This is a genomic window from Aliiroseovarius sp. PrR006 (genome assembly GCF_010500215.1).
Lineage (GTDB): Bacteria > Pseudomonadota > Alphaproteobacteria > Rhodobacterales > Rhodobacteraceae > Aliiroseovarius.
Window position 1 is genome coordinate 65077 of sequence record NZ_JAAGOY010000004.1, and the last position, 12860, is coordinate 77936.

Consider the following 12860-nt stretch of genomic DNA (forward strand, 5'->3'; position numbering starts at 1 on the left):
CTTCAGTTGAGGCGTCTTTAGCGCGTTCCGCGCGGTACGACAACAGGGCAGGGAAATGTTAGCGCGCGCGGGCCTGCTGTTCGCGCAGGAACATGTAGATTCCGGTACCAATAACGATGGCCGCCCCCAGATAGGTCCAGCTGTCGGGGCGTTCGGCGAAGATCAGCATGCCAAGGATCATCGAGAATATCAGTCGCATATAGCGAAACGGCATGATGATCGCGGTTTCAGCGATACGCATCGCCTGCACGATGGCGTAATAGCCCGACACGCCACAGATGACGGCCCCCAGCATGTAGGCCCATTCGATGCCCTGAGGCATGACGAAGGAATCATTGATCGGCGCCAGAATGATCCCAGCCGGAACAACCGACGCAAAGCCATAGAAGGCCACGCTGACGGATGGGATCGAGGGATCCATCTGGCGGGTCAGAAGATCGCGCACGGCGATCGTGATCACTGCCCCCAGCGGCAGCAGGGCCGCCAATTGGAACGTGTCACCGCCGGGGCGGATGATGATCAAGACGCCAATGAAACCAATGCCAATGGCGCTCCAGCGGCGCCAGCCAACCTGTTCACCCAGAAACAAGGCTGCCCCTGCGGTGATGGCCAGCGGCGTAGCCTGAAACACGGCCGCGACGGTCGACAGCGGTACCAGCGACAAGGCGGTGATGAAGAACATGGCGGCGACGGCCTCAGACGCGTTGCGCCACAGCATAATGGGCGAGCGCATGTCGCGATGCACCAGCGGGGCCAGCGTGCCACGTTGCAGATACGTCATGACACCGAACGCGATCATCCCGCCCAATCCCAGAAAGATCAGCACTTCGGACACGGGAATGCCGCGCGACATCGATTTGATGAACGTGTCTTCCGCAGCGAAAGCCGCCATCGAAAAGGTAATAAGAATGATGCCGCGAATGTTTTGCATGTTCCGATCCGTTCAGTGCGTCCGGCGACAGAAACCGATTTGCTGAACTGCGGCAAGGGGGGATTCGGTGATGTATCCAATCACGGTGCGTGATGGATGGCGGTGCGCCTTAGTCTTTCTTGCGCACGCCGTACAGTTCCAGCCGGTGCCCCTTCAGCTCGAACCCCAGCTTGGCGGCGATCTTTTCCTGAAGCGCTTCGATTTCCGGGTCGAGGAACTCGATCACCTCTCCGGTAGTCAGGTCGATCAGGTGATCATGGTGATCGCGATCCGCACTTTCATAGCGCGCGCGCCCGTCACCGAACTCGTTCTTCACCAGAATGCCGGCCTCTTCGAACAGCTTCACAGTACGATAGACGGTCGCCAGCGAAATGCGGTTGTCCACCGCGGCGGCGCGGGCGTGCAGCTCTTCTACATCTGGGTGGTCGTGATGGGCATCTTCCAGAACACGCGCAATCACGCGGCGCTGATCGGTCATGCGCAGCCCCATATCTTCACAACGTTTCAAAATGGATGCGCCTGCCATAAGCCCCTCGGTGTTTTGATGCCCGCCCCTTATGCCGTGAAATTTCAGGCAGGCAAAGGGGGGCGGCAAAATCTGGTGGATGGGGTGACTTTTCCCCCTGTGTTCCATAGAAATGGGAGGGACTGTTAATTGATCAGCAGTCAGTGTGGGGAAGAGGCTGCGAACCATGACGGTTGGCCAGAATATCAAACGCGCAATATCTGAGGATCAGAAGGCCGAACGCCAGGCCATGATCTTGTCGGCTGCGCGTGACATGATCGACGAAGCGGGCTTTGACGGCGTGACAATGAGCGCGCTGGCCAAGCGGGCTGGTTTGGCGAAGGGCACCCTTTATCTGTATGTGCGGTCGAAAGAAGAGCTGTTTTTGCTGTTGTTCATCGAGGCGATGCGCACGGTCGTGGCACGCTTCAAGGGCGATGTGGCGCTTGGGTATAGTGCCGCCCAGATCGCGCGCTGCATGACCGATCATGCGCAGACAACGCCGCTTTTCCTGCCGATGTACGCGCGCCTTGTGGCGGTGATCGAATCGAACGTGGCGGACGAACCACTTTTTGCGGCAAAGCGTCAGTTGCTTGCGCTGAGTGCGGAATGGGCAGAGCACTTGGCCCATGTGACGCGCGTGTCCCCAGACATGGCCGAGCCTTTGGCCACAGCCCTTATGATGAGCCTTCAAGGTGCCGCGCAATTCGACCTGTCTTCACAACGAGATCCGACAGGCTTGCCAGAGGACATTCGCGAGGCGTTTTCGCGCTATGCTTTTGCCCGCAGTTTCGAGCCCTCGGCGCGGTTGATCCTTGAGGCGGTGATGACACCACCCAAATAGCGTTACAGGATCAGCTTCCCTGACATCACACGCACGGCAGATCCGGCGACCGTGACGCGTCCCGGTTCCGCCTTCAGGTGGATTTGCGATGGGCGTCCCATGTCATAACCCTGATGGATGGTCAGGCTTTGATTTTCGCCACGATCGGCACACAAAAGCGCGGCCAACGGGGCGGCGGCGGATCCGGTGGCCGGGTCTTCGGGGATGCCATCCAAAGGCGCGAACATGCGGGCGTGGAATGTGCCGTTGGTGTCTTCGACCCAGGCATAGACCGCGAAGTCGTGATTGCCGGGGAACAGCTGCGTTCCTTCGCGCATGGCGTCAGTGTTGGGTGACAAGGCCGACAGCGTGTCGCGACTGTCCAGTTGCGCATAGACGAAGTCCCCACCCAGCGAGGCAATTTCGGGCTGGCTCACGATATGATCTGGAGTGCAGCCAATGGCGCGGGCGACCAGATCGACCTCGGGATTGCCTTTGCGCTCCAGCGGCACCTCGGTCACGAAACGGGCCTGACCGGCCTCGGCATAGGCGGGCAGGGGCCCAACGCCCAGCTCTAGCACCATGTCGGGGCCGTATCCCATGTCGGCCAGCATGACCGCAGTGCCAATGGTCGGATGCCCCGCGAAGGGCAGCTCGCGCATCGGTGTGAAAATGCGGATTTGGGCGGTGTGGGCCGGGTCCTGTGGCGGTAGGACGAAGGTGGTTTCCGAGAAGTTGAACTCGCGCGCGATGGTTTGCATCTGGGCCTCGCTCAGACCCTCGGCATCAGGGATCACGGCCAATTGGTTGCCACCAAAAGCCGTATCGGTGAACACATCATAGACTGCATAGTCGCGCATCACATCAGCTCCGGTTCGCGGCCGATCCGTTTCGCCATCGGGGCGACGGTGAGCCCCTGCACGATGATCGAGAAGATCACCACGATATAGGTGGCGGTCAGGATCAGCGGTTTCCACTCACTGTCGGGCAGGGACAGGGCCAGCGCAACGGAAATCCCGCCTTTCAGCCCGCCCCAGGTCATGATGGGGATGACCCCGCGCGAGAAGCTGCGGAACGGCTTCAGCAGTATCACCGGCACGGCCACGGCGGTCAGGCGTGCAACCAGCGCCAGCGCGATGGCCATGGTGCCTGCAACAACGGCGTCCATGGTGAAGGCGACGGCGAAGACCTCGAACCCGATCATCAGGAACAAGACAGCGTTCAAGATCTCGTCAATCAGCTTCCAGAAGGCGTCGACATAGTTGCGGGTCTCCTCGCTCATCCCGTGTTTTGCGCCTACGTCACCGATCAGAAGGCCTGCACAAACCGCCATGATCGGGGCCGAGAAATGCAGGGCGACGGCCAGCGAGTAGCCCCCGAAGGCAAGGCCGAGGGTCAGCAACACCTCAAGAGAATAATCGTCAATCAAGCGCATGATGCGGAAGGTGAGCCAGCCCAATGCGACGCCCAGAACGGCTCCGCCAACCGCTTCTTGCAGGAACAGAATGACCGCGCCCATAGCCGCGCTTTCCTCGTGCCCGCCACCGTGGCTGCCGTGATGCGGGAAGGCCAGCCCAACCAGAACAAGGAAGACCACATAGCCCACGCCATCGTTGAACAGACTCTCGCCCGCGATCTTGGTTTCTAGCGACTTCTGCAGATTTGCCTCACGCAATACGCCCAGCACGGCGACTGGGTCAGTGGGGGTGATTAGCGATCCAAAGACCAGCGCGATCAGGATCGGCATGCCGGTGATCCAGCTGAAGCCCACGCCGACCACAGCAGTCGACAGCGCCACGCCCATCGTCGCCATCAGAAAAACCAACCGCCATTGCTGGCGCAGGTCCGAGATCTTCACGTGCAGCGCGCCGGCAAACAAAAGCAGCCCTAGCATGCCTTCTAGCAGCGCATCCGAGAAGTCGATGCTGGTGACCTGCGTGCGCACCTGATCGGCAACGCCAAGCCCGGGGGCGACGAGGTCCAGAAGAAGGATCGCAACGGACGCGAACAGCGAGACCACGAGGATCCCGATGGCCGAGGGCAGTTTCAGGAAAAGATAGTTGATGGCCCCGAAAAGGCCGGCCAGAACAATCAAAAGAGAGGCAATTTGCAGAAAAGTCATTCTCGAACCCGTGTAATCGAAAGTCGTGTTTGTGCGCCTCATAGCATGGGCGCAGGCATAGACAAACATCGGAAATTGCGACGGATTTACTTAGTCCGTGATGCGCAGCTTGGCCCAGACCGGCAGGTGATCCGAGGCGATGCGTGCCAGCTTTGACTGGTCCACGCCCGCATCCCGCAACTCGACGCCCTCTGACGTCGCGATCCGGTCCAGCGCCGCCATCGGACGCGAGGCATGATAAGACCGGCCGGGGGAATGGATGTCGAAATGCACTTCGAGCGGTTCGAATCCGCGCCGGGGGGACCATTCGTTGAAGTCACCAAGGATCACGGTGGGTAGGTCGATGTGATCGAAATGCTTCGCCAACGCGCGCATTTGCTGATGCCGATAGGGGCGCAGCAGGCCCAGATGGGTGCCGATCACCTGCATCTTGCCCTCGATCCCGACAGACACTGCGCCACGTGGTTCTAGCCCCGGCAGCTCTAACGTGCGCGCGTCGTGAAAGGTCAGTCCTTTGCGCACCAGAACCGCGTTCCCGTGACTGCCAAGGGACAGGCCGTTGGAAGAGAAGGGAACAGGCACAAAATCCGTCTCGCCCTCGATCAGTTTGAAAGGCAGAGCCGTGGGGCGGGGGCCAAGACGGCGGTCCGCCTCTTGCAGGACCAACACATCCGCATTCAGGTCGTTCAGTACATGCAGAATGCGATGCGGATCACGTCTGCGGTCCAGCCCAATGGCTTTGCGCATGTTGTAGGTCGCGAGTTTCAGATCCATAGCCAAGCCGCCCGCGTGGGCGCGTCAAAAGAGATGTGTCATCAGATGATAGCGGTTACGCGACTGAAAGCCCATGCGTTCATAAAGCGCACGCGCCCGTTCATTGTCGGCATCGACCTCAAGATGCATCGCTTTCACACCTTGTCCAGATAAGGCGCGGGACAGGGCGGTCAAGGCTTCCGATCCCATGCCACGCCCGCGCACCCGCTCGCGGACGTAGATTTCGTCCAGAAATGCGTCGATGCCGCCGAACTCGATCGACCAGCCGAAGCTGACCGCGACATATCCCACCGGGGCCACGCGCGGGCCAATCATCCAGATTGCGCCATGGGGCGAGCCTTCTAGAAGCGGGGTCAGAGCGCCACGCCGTGTGGCGTCATCCTGTTCGATGCCGGCCTCGGCATGGAACCCGGCCACGAGGGGCAGAAGTCGGTCCAGATCGTCCAGAGTGGCAAGGCGCAGGCTGCTCATAGGCGGGCGATCCTTTCGGTTAGAAGGGCAAAGAAACCATCCGCATCGAGGTCTCCAATGAACATGGCGTTGGGGGCGTGATCGGTGACGCCCCACCAATCGGCGACGGTCATGCCCATGGTCAACTCGGATGTGGTTTCGATCTGCACATTGATGTGGCGGCCGGTGAACAGGTCAGGGCGGATCAGATAGGCGATCACAGTCGGGTCGTGCAAAGGTGCGCCCTCGGATCCGTATTTGTGGATGTCGAACCGTTCGAAGAAATCCGTCATCTCGGCGACCGCGTGGCCGACATCCCCCGGCAGAGCGCGGAAGGCGTCGTTGCGGGGCTTGGTGACGAGCGCCTTGTGGGTCACGTCCAGAGGCATCACGACAAGTGGAACGCCAGATGTGAACACGATATCAGCGGCTTGCGGGTCGACATAGATGTTGAACTCGGCCGCGGGAGTGACATTTCCAACCTCGAAATAGGCGCCGCCCATCAGGACTATCTCTTGTACACGCTCGATGATGTCAGGTGCGCGTTCAAAGGCGGTGGCGATGTTGGTGAGCGGCCCAAGCGGGCAGAGCGTGACAGTGCCAGAGGGTTCTGCGCGTAGGGTTTCGATGATGAAATCTACCGCGTTCTGGTCTTGAAGGGGCATGGTCGGATCGGGCAGGTCTGGCCCGTCCAGCCCGGTTTTCCCGTGCACATATTCCGCGGTCACCAGATCGCGGCGCAGCGGACGGTCGCAGCCTGCAAAGACTGGGGTCTCGGATTTGCCCGCCAGCTCGCACACGATGCGTGCATTCTTGGCAGTCAGCTCCAAGGGCACGTTTCCAGCGACGGCGGTGATGCCCAGAACCTCGACATCCTCAGGGCTGGCCAGCGCCAGAAGAATGGCAACAGCGTCGTCCTGCCCGGGATCTGTATCGATGATAATATTGCGTGTCATTACAGTTCCTTACGCGGTCAACTTCACCCAAATTGGCACGTGATCCGAAGGCTTCTCGCGCCCGCGAACCTCTTTGTCGATCTGGCAGTCCTCAAGCATATCTGCGCATTCCGGGGACAGCAGGAAATGGTCGATCCGAATGCCGTCATTGCGTTGCCACGACCCGCGCTGGAAATCCCAGAAGGAATATTGCTCGGGTGCTTGGTTGCGGGCGCGGAAGGCTTCGGTCAGACCAAGGTTCAGGATCTTACGCCATGCCTCGCGGCTTTCGGGGCGATAAAGCGCGTCTTCCACCCAATCCTGCGGGCGGGCGGCGTCTTCGGCTTGTGGAATGATGTTGTAATCGCCCGCCATCAGGAAAGGCGTTTCCTCGGCCAACAGCGCCTCGGCACGGGCGCGCAGACGCTCCATCCATGCGAGCTTATAGTCGTATTTCGGACCCGGCACCGGATTGCCGTTGGGCAGGTACAGCCCGCAGATCCGCACGGCCTGATCGCCCACCACGGTTGCCTCGATGTAACGGGCCTGTTCGTCTTCGTCGTCGCCGGGCAGCCCGCGCGTCACATCCTCAAGCGGCAGCTTGGACAAAAGCGCCACGCCGTTGAAGCTTTTTTGCCCGTGAGTTTCGACGTTATACCCTTTGTCTTCAAAAGCTTCGCGGGGGAAGTTCTCGTCAATAGACTTGATTTCCTGCAAGATCGCCACGTCCGGCTGCGCCTCGTCCAGCCAGCCCATCAAAGCGGGCAAACGGGCCTTGATGCCATTGATGTTGAAGCTGGCGATTTTCATGGGGCTCTCCTGTTGTTGGGGGCACTGTGGGGGCAAACGCGGGTGGGCGCAAGCGGCGCGGGTCAGGCTTCGGCGATATGCCGCCCGGCAGCGTGCGCGCTGGCCCAGGCCCATTGGAAATTGAACCCGCCCAACCAGCCGGTGACGTCGACGCATTCGCCGATGAAGTAAAGCCCGGGTACGGATTTCGACATCATGGACTTGCTATCGAGCCCGTCGGTCGAGACGCCGCCAAGCGTCACTTCGGCGGTGCGATAGCCTTCGGTGCCCGAAGGGGTGAGTTGCCAGTCGGACAGCTGTTCCAGCAGCGCATCCAGCGCTTTGTCAGACTGGTCCGCCAGCCGTTGGGTCAGGTCGAATTGCGCTGCCCATTCTGTGGCGAGGTGATCGACCAACTTGCCGGGCAGGTGACGGGACAGTTCCGTCGACAACTGCCGCCGCCCTTCGGTCTGACGCTGAGTGCGGAGCGCCTCGCGCAGGTTCAGCCCGTGGGTCAGGTCGATATGCACGGGTTCTCCCGGTTGCCAATAGGAGGAGATCTGTAGGATCGCGGGGCCAGAGAGGCCGCGGTGGGTGAACAACAGCGCCTCTTCAAAGCTGGCACGGTCGTTCCAGACGCGCACAGGCAGGGACACGCCGGATAGCGCGGCGAACCGCCCGTCGGGGAAGGTGAAGGGGACAAGCCCTGCGCTTGTCTCGATGATCTGGTGGCCGAATTGCCGTGCAATATCATAGGCAAAGCCTGTCGCGCCCATCTTGGGGATCGACTTGCCGCCGGTCGCGATGATCAGGTTTTGGCAGGTAAGCAGGCCCTGCGACGTTTCAAGCTGGAAACCGCCTTCGGTCTTTGCGACCGCGCTGACCGAAGTGTTCAGCGCCAGTTCTGCCCCGGCCTTGTACAGCCAGTCTGTCAGCATCTGAACAATCTGCGTGGACTTCCCGTCGCAAAAGAGCTGCCCCAGCGTTTTCTCGTGCCACGCAATCCCCGCCTGATCGACCAGTTCGACAAAGTCCCACTGGCTGAACCGGGCCAGCGCCGATTTGTGGAAATGCGGGTTCTGACCCACGAAATTCTTCGGCTCGGCATACATATTGGTGAAGTTGCAGCGCCCACCGCCGGAAATGCGGATCTTCTCGCCGGGTTTCTTGGCGTGGTCGATGACCAGCGTGGCGCCTGCTTGGGCCGCATAGGGCGCGGCAAACAGCCCTGCCGCGCCTGCGCCAATGATGATCGTATGCCATTCCGTTTTCATGCGCGGGTCCTAGCGTGTTCGCCCGATGGGGGGAAGAAAAATGCGCGGGGTGACGATTTTCTGTGATTGCAGTCAGAGATTGTTAACCGAGATCCGTCAAGTTTGAGGCAAATCTGAAGCACCATAAGAGGGATCACGGCGATGGATCACCAAACGCGGGCGCAGTGCCAACATTGTCTGGACCTTTTGGTCGGTCAGGAAGAGGGCTTTGCCCGTGCGTTCTTCCCGCTTCTGTTTCAACGTGGGCCCGAACTGAAGGTGCTCTTTCCCGGTAATATCGACGATCACGCTGAACAGGTGCGGGTGCTCTATCGTCTGATGACGTGCTTTGCTGGGAGCGAAGTCACGTTGATCGCAGGGCTGCGCCTGATCGGTTTCAGGATGGCTATGCGCGGGTTGGGCATCGACTATGCCGAGGTGCTGGCCAACACGCTGATCGGCACTCTGAAACGCCAGATGGGCAGCTCTTGGCAGGGCGATTTCGCCCATGCTTGGCAGATTGCGGCAGACGAGGCGCTAGATGCGTTGGCGTTGGGGGCCGAGCTGATGGCGGCGTGACACCTTAGATCGAGAACGAGGTGCCGCAGCCGCAAGAGGCCGTGGCGTTCGGGTTGTCGATCACGAAGCGCGCGCCGATCAGTTCTTCGGTAAAGTCGATCACGGCGTCGGCCAAAAACGGTAGAGAGACCTCATCGACCACGACTTGCTCACCACCTCCAGTCAGTACAAGATCACCCTCGGCCGGATCATCCAGCGAGATTTCGTATTGAAAACCCGAACAGCCGCCGCCTTCGACAGCCACGCGCAGCGCTTTGCCTTGCGCGCTTGCGCCGATCTCGGACAGGCGGGCGAAAGCTCGGTCAGTGACTTTTGGGGGCAGGGTCAGGTCCATCGGGAAATCCGTTTCATGTTCACGCAAAACGCAATATAGGTTGGCCTGACGGGCGCGACAAGACGCCCCGGACAGGCACATGCGGACGGGACATCCGCGAGGGGCCGGAAATGACAGGCGGAAAGGGGCAGCCATGCTTGCCAGCTTTGCAACCCATCCCGGTGGCAGCCAGGGGCGACTGTACCCGGAAGGGGAAAGCGAATTTCGCGAGCCGTATCAACGGGATCGCGACCGGATCATCCATTCCTCGGGCTTTCGTCGGCTGAAGCATAAGACGCAGGTGTTTGTGGAGCACGAGGGCGATTACTTCCGTACGCGACTGACACATTCCATCGAAGTGGCACAGGTGGCGCGGACGATCGCGGGCGCGCTGGGGCTGAACTCTCATCTGACTGAAGCTGTCGCGCTTGCCCATGACCTTGGCCACACGCCCTTTGGGCATACGGGCGAGGACAAGCTGGACGAGTTGATGACCCCCTTTGGCGGGTTCGACCACAACGCGCAGGCGCTGAAAATCGTGACCTCGCTTGAGCGGCACTATGCCAAGTGGGACGGGCTGAATCTGACATGGGAGACGCTGGAAGGGATTGCCAAGCACAATGGCCCGGTGACTGGCGATCTTCCCTATGCGCTGGCCGAGTATAACGCCAAGCATGATCTGGAGCTGTCCACCCATGCAGGCGCCGAGGCGCAAGTTGCCGCGCTGGCCGACGACATCGCCTACAACAATCACGATTTGCATGACGGGTTGCGCGCGGGGCTGTTCACGATGGAGGAAATCGCCGCGCTGCCCATCGTGGGCGCTGCGATTGCTGAAGTGGATGGGCTCTATCCCGGCCTGGATGCGGGCCGTCGACGGCACGAGGCGCTGCGTCGTGTTTTCGGCGTGATGGTCGAGGATGTGCTGGGCACCTCGCAGGCCTTGTTGAAAGCGGCGAACCCGCAATCCGTCGAAGATATTCGCGCGCTGGATCACGCGGTCATCCGTTTCTCGCCTGCCTTGTGGTCCGATCTGAAAGTGATCCGCAAATTCCTGTTCACCCGCATGTACCGCGCGCCATCCGTGGTTGAGATGCGCACCCGTGTTACTGCCGTGGTGGACAACCTGTTCGGACATTTCATGGCGCATCCGATGGAGCTGCCTGACGACTGGTGTCGCGAGATTGAAGCGGCGGAGGGCGAGACTGCCTTGGCACGCTTGGTGTCGGACTACATCGCCGGGATGACGGATCGCTTCGCCCTGCAGGAGCATGCGCGATTGGGGCTGGGTGGGTAGGGGCTTTGCCCCTCTTGGCCTTGGGCCAATGGGCTCCGCCCGTTCTCAGGCGAAACTGTCCCCCGGACAGTTTCCGGGAAGCCTTCGAACCCCAGGATATTTGTGACAAGAAAATGCGCGGGAGGCGGGTTCTGCCCTCGCATCGCTTGACCTTTGGGGCCGGGGTGCTAAAGCGTTTCGGGATCAAGTTGGCTCACAGCTTGATTTCGAAACGCCCTCGAGATTGGTAAGGTCCGGGCGTTTCGCCATACTATTGGGTTTCAATAGTATGCCGAAACGCTTTAGGAGTGCGCCTGAGAGAAAAGGACCAGACCGATGAACCTGTTTGCCGATATTCGCGCGCTTGTGATTGATGCCCTGACCCAGATGGTCAGCGACGGCGCTTTGCCCGAGGGGCTGAGCTTTGACAATGTGGCGGTCGAACCCCCGCGCGATGCGGCGCATGGCGATATGGCAACGAACGCGGCGATGGTTCTGGCCAAGCCCGCCAAGATGAAGCCGCGTGACATTGCGGAGGTTCTGGCAGGTAAGCTGGCCGAGGACGCGCGCATTGACGTGGCCGAAGTGGCTGGGCCCGGGTTCCTGAACCTGCGTCTGGCGGCGCCCGTTTGGACTGGACTGGTTGCAGGTGTTCTGGCGGATGTGAATTATGGCCGCTCGACCATGGGGGCTGGGCAGAAAACCAACGTGGAATATGTCTCGGCCAACCCGACAGGTCCGCTGCATGTGGGTCACACACGCGGCGCGGTCTTTGGGGACGCGCTGGCAAGCCTGTTGGACTTTGCCGGCTACGACGTGACCCGCGAATACTATATCAACGATGGTGGCGCGCAGGTCGATGTGCTAGCCCGCTCGGTTTACCTGCGGTATCTGGAGGCGCACGGCCAAGAAGTTGCCTTCGAAGACGGCACATATCCCGGCGACTATCTGGTGCCGGTGGGCGAGGCGCTGAAGGGCAAGGTGGGCGATGCCTATGTGGGCAAGCCTGAAGCTGACTGGCTGGTTGAAATCCGGGAGTTCGCCACCGAAGCCATGATGGACCTGATCCGCGAAGATCTGGCGCAGCTGGGCGTGAAGATGGATGTCTTCTTCTCGGAAAAATCTTTGTACGGTACCGGCCGGATTGAGGGCGCGCTGGAGACGCTGCAGAACAAGGGCCTGATCTATGAAGGCGTGCTGGAGCCGCCTAAGGGCAAAAAGCCCGAGGATTGGGAACCGCGCGAGCAGACCCTATTCAAGTCGACCGAGCATGGTGATGACGTCGATCGTCCGGTGAAGAAATCGGATGGCAGTTGGACCTATTTTGCGCCGGACATTGCGTACCATTTCGATAAGGTCGAGCGTGGCTTTGACGCGTTGATCGACGTCTTTGGTGCCGACCACGGTGGCTATGTGAAGCGGATGAAGGCGGCGGTTTCGGCACTGTCTGATGGCAAAGTACCGCTAGACGTCAAACTGACCCAGTTGGTGAAGCTGTGGAAGAATGGCGAGCCGTTCAAGATGTCCAAGCGGGCGGGCAACTTTGTCACCCTGCGCGATGTGGTCGAGCAGGTGGGCTCGGACGTGACCCGTTTCGTAATGCTGACGCGCAAGAACGACGCGCCGCTGGATTTCGATTTTGACAAGGTGCTAGAGCAGTCCAAGGACAACCCGGTCTTCTATGTGCAATACGCCCATGCGCGGGTACGCTCGGTTCTGCGTAAGGCGGAAGAGCAGGGCGTGACCCTGTCTGACACGCCGAACCTGCAGGACGAGGCCGAGCTGGCCGTGGCCAAGAAACTGGCCGAATGGCCGCGTCTGGTCGAGATCGCTGCACGTACCCACGAACCGCATCGGATTGCATTCTATCTGTACGAGCTGGCCTCGGAATTCCACGCGCTGTGGAACCGCGGCAATGACAAACCCGAGCTGCGCTTCCTGCAAGATGGCAATAATGACTCATCGGCGGCAAAAATTGCCCTGCCGCGCGCAGTCGCCGTTGTCATTTCGTCCGGATTGGGTATTTTGGGCGTCACTCCGGCCGAGGAAATGCGCTGACAAAATGCGCCCCGGTCGAGTGCGAGTAGAGCAGTTTGACCGGTGCAGGGTG

General features: G+C 60.4%; 14 protein-coding genes. 4 read left to right on the forward strand and 10 right to left on the reverse strand.

The window, feature by feature from the left end:
* Positions 1–58: 58 nt before the first annotated feature.
* Both G0Q00_RS00375 and G0Q00_RS00380 read right to left on the reverse strand, forming a co-directional pair.
* A complete protein-coding gene (locus G0Q00_RS00375; protein WP_163035439.1) occupies positions 59–931 on the reverse strand; it encodes a DMT family transporter in 873 nt (290 codons plus the stop codon).
* Positions 932–1040: 109 nt separating this feature from the next.
* Positions 1041–1457: a Fur family transcriptional regulator gene (locus G0Q00_RS00380; protein WP_163035440.1), complete on the reverse strand. Its 417-nt coding sequence runs from the start codon at positions 1455–1457 to the stop codon at positions 1041–1043.
* A 166-nt stretch (positions 1458–1623) separates the two neighbouring features.
* Between G0Q00_RS00380 and G0Q00_RS00385 the strand changes: the two genes are divergently transcribed.
* Positions 1624–2280, forward strand: a complete 657-nt coding sequence (locus tag G0Q00_RS00385) for a TetR/AcrR family transcriptional regulator (protein WP_163035441.1) — start codon at positions 1624–1626, stop codon at positions 2278–2280.
* A gap of 2 nt (positions 2281–2282) precedes the next feature.
* On the opposite strand, the gene G0Q00_RS00390 is transcribed toward G0Q00_RS00385, so the two are convergent.
* The 7 genes from G0Q00_RS00390 to G0Q00_RS00420 form a co-directional block, all read right to left on the reverse strand.
* A complete protein-coding gene (locus G0Q00_RS00390) occupies positions 2283–3119 on the reverse strand; it encodes a PhzF family phenazine biosynthesis protein (RefSeq protein WP_163035442.1) in 837 nt (278 codons plus the stop codon).
* On the reverse strand, positions 3119–4381 hold the full coding sequence (locus G0Q00_RS00395) for a sodium:proton antiporter (protein WP_163035443.1): 1263 nt from the start codon (positions 4379–4381) through the stop codon (positions 3119–3121). Before G0Q00_RS00395 ends, G0Q00_RS00390 begins: the two co-directional genes overlap by 1 nt.
* Before the next feature lie 90 nt (positions 4382–4471).
* The gene (locus G0Q00_RS00400; protein ID WP_163035444.1) at positions 4472–5155 is read right to left on the reverse strand and encodes an endonuclease/exonuclease/phosphatase family protein; all 684 of its coding nucleotides are present in this window, start codon (positions 5153–5155) and stop codon (positions 4472–4474) included.
* A gap of 24 nt (positions 5156–5179) precedes the next feature.
* Positions 5180–5626 carry an N-acetyltransferase gene (locus G0Q00_RS00405; RefSeq protein ID WP_163035445.1) on the reverse strand — a complete coding sequence of 149 codons (447 nt, stop codon included), beginning with the start codon at positions 5624–5626 and terminating at the stop codon, positions 5180–5182.
* Positions 5623–6561 carry a nucleoside hydrolase gene (locus tag G0Q00_RS00410; RefSeq protein WP_163035446.1) on the reverse strand — a complete coding sequence of 313 codons (939 nt, stop codon included), beginning with the start codon at positions 6559–6561 and terminating at the stop codon, positions 5623–5625. The genes G0Q00_RS00405 and G0Q00_RS00410 overlap by 4 nt, the downstream gene beginning before the upstream one ends.
* A gap of 9 nt (positions 6562–6570) precedes the next feature.
* Positions 6571–7350: an exodeoxyribonuclease III gene (xth, locus tag G0Q00_RS00415; protein WP_163035447.1), complete on the reverse strand. Its 780-nt coding sequence runs from the start codon at positions 7348–7350 to the stop codon at positions 6571–6573.
* 62 nt (positions 7351–7412) lie between these two features.
* Positions 7413–8603 (reverse strand): NAD(P)/FAD-dependent oxidoreductase, encoded by a 1191-nt coding sequence (locus G0Q00_RS00420; protein WP_163035448.1) that lies wholly within the window; start codon positions 8601–8603, stop codon positions 7413–7415.
* Between the two features lie 141 nt (positions 8604–8744).
* On the opposite strand from G0Q00_RS00420, the gene G0Q00_RS00425 reads away from it, so the two are divergent.
* Positions 8745–9161 carry a globin gene (locus tag G0Q00_RS00425; RefSeq protein WP_163035449.1) on the forward strand — a complete coding sequence of 139 codons (417 nt, stop codon included), beginning with the start codon at positions 8745–8747 and terminating at the stop codon, positions 9159–9161.
* A 4-nt stretch (positions 9162–9165) separates the two neighbouring features.
* Here the strand turns inward: G0Q00_RS00425 and G0Q00_RS00430 are convergent, their stop codons facing one another.
* Complete coding sequence (locus G0Q00_RS00430; protein WP_163038196.1) at positions 9166–9489, reverse strand: iron-sulfur cluster assembly accessory protein; 324 nt, start codon at positions 9487–9489, stop codon at positions 9166–9168.
* A gap of 139 nt (positions 9490–9628) precedes the next feature.
* Between G0Q00_RS00430 and G0Q00_RS00435 the strand changes: the two genes are divergently transcribed.
* Complete coding sequence (locus G0Q00_RS00435) at positions 9629–10771, forward strand: deoxyguanosinetriphosphate triphosphohydrolase (protein ID WP_163035450.1); 1143 nt, start codon at positions 9629–9631, stop codon at positions 10769–10771.
* Between the two features lie 315 nt (positions 10772–11086).
* Positions 11087–12808: an arginine--tRNA ligase gene (argS, locus tag G0Q00_RS00440; protein ID WP_163035451.1), complete on the forward strand. Its 1722-nt coding sequence runs from the start codon at positions 11087–11089 to the stop codon at positions 12806–12808.
* The last annotated feature ends 52 nt before the right edge of the window (positions 12809–12860 follow it).

Bases quoted from the DNA above. Each gene is read 5' to 3' on its own strand.
- xth (WP_163035447.1), bottom strand. From the start codon at position 7,350: ATGAAAATCGCCAGCTTCAACATCAATGGCATCAAGGCCCGTTTGCCC.
- G0Q00_RS00375 (WP_163035439.1), bottom strand. From the start codon at position 931: ATGCAAAACATTCGCGGCATCATTCTTATTACCTTTTCGATGGCGGCT.
- G0Q00_RS00380 (WP_163035440.1), bottom strand. From the start codon at position 1,457: ATGGCAGGCGCATCCATTTTGAAACGTTGTGAAGATATGGGGCTGCGC.
- G0Q00_RS00420 (WP_163035448.1), bottom strand. From the start codon at position 8,603: ATGAAAACGGAATGGCATACGATCATCATTGGCGCAGGCGCGGCAGGG.
- G0Q00_RS00405 (WP_163035445.1), bottom strand. From the start codon at position 5,626: ATGAGCAGCCTGCGCCTTGCCACTCTGGACGATCTGGACCGACTTCTG.
- G0Q00_RS00410 (WP_163035446.1), bottom strand. From the start codon at position 6,561: ATGACACGCAATATTATCATCGATACAGATCCCGGGCAGGACGACGCT.
- G0Q00_RS00395 (WP_163035443.1), bottom strand. From the start codon at position 4,381: ATGACTTTTCTGCAAATTGCCTCTCTTTTGATTGTTCTGGCCGGCCTT.
- G0Q00_RS00435 (WP_163035450.1), top strand. From the start codon at position 9,629: ATGCTTGCCAGCTTTGCAACCCATCCCGGTGGCAGCCAGGGGCGACTG.
- G0Q00_RS00425 (WP_163035449.1), top strand. From the start codon at position 8,745: ATGGATCACCAAACGCGGGCGCAGTGCCAACATTGTCTGGACCTTTTG.
- argS (WP_163035451.1), top strand. From the start codon at position 11,087: ATGAACCTGTTTGCCGATATTCGCGCGCTTGTGATTGATGCCCTGACC.
- G0Q00_RS00400 (WP_163035444.1), bottom strand. From the start codon at position 5,155: ATGGATCTGAAACTCGCGACCTACAACATGCGCAAAGCCATTGGGCTG.
- G0Q00_RS00390 (WP_163035442.1), bottom strand. From the start codon at position 3,119: ATGCGCGACTATGCAGTCTATGATGTGTTCACCGATACGGCTTTTGGT.
- G0Q00_RS00385 (WP_163035441.1), top strand. From the start codon at position 1,624: ATGACGGTTGGCCAGAATATCAAACGCGCAATATCTGAGGATCAGAAG.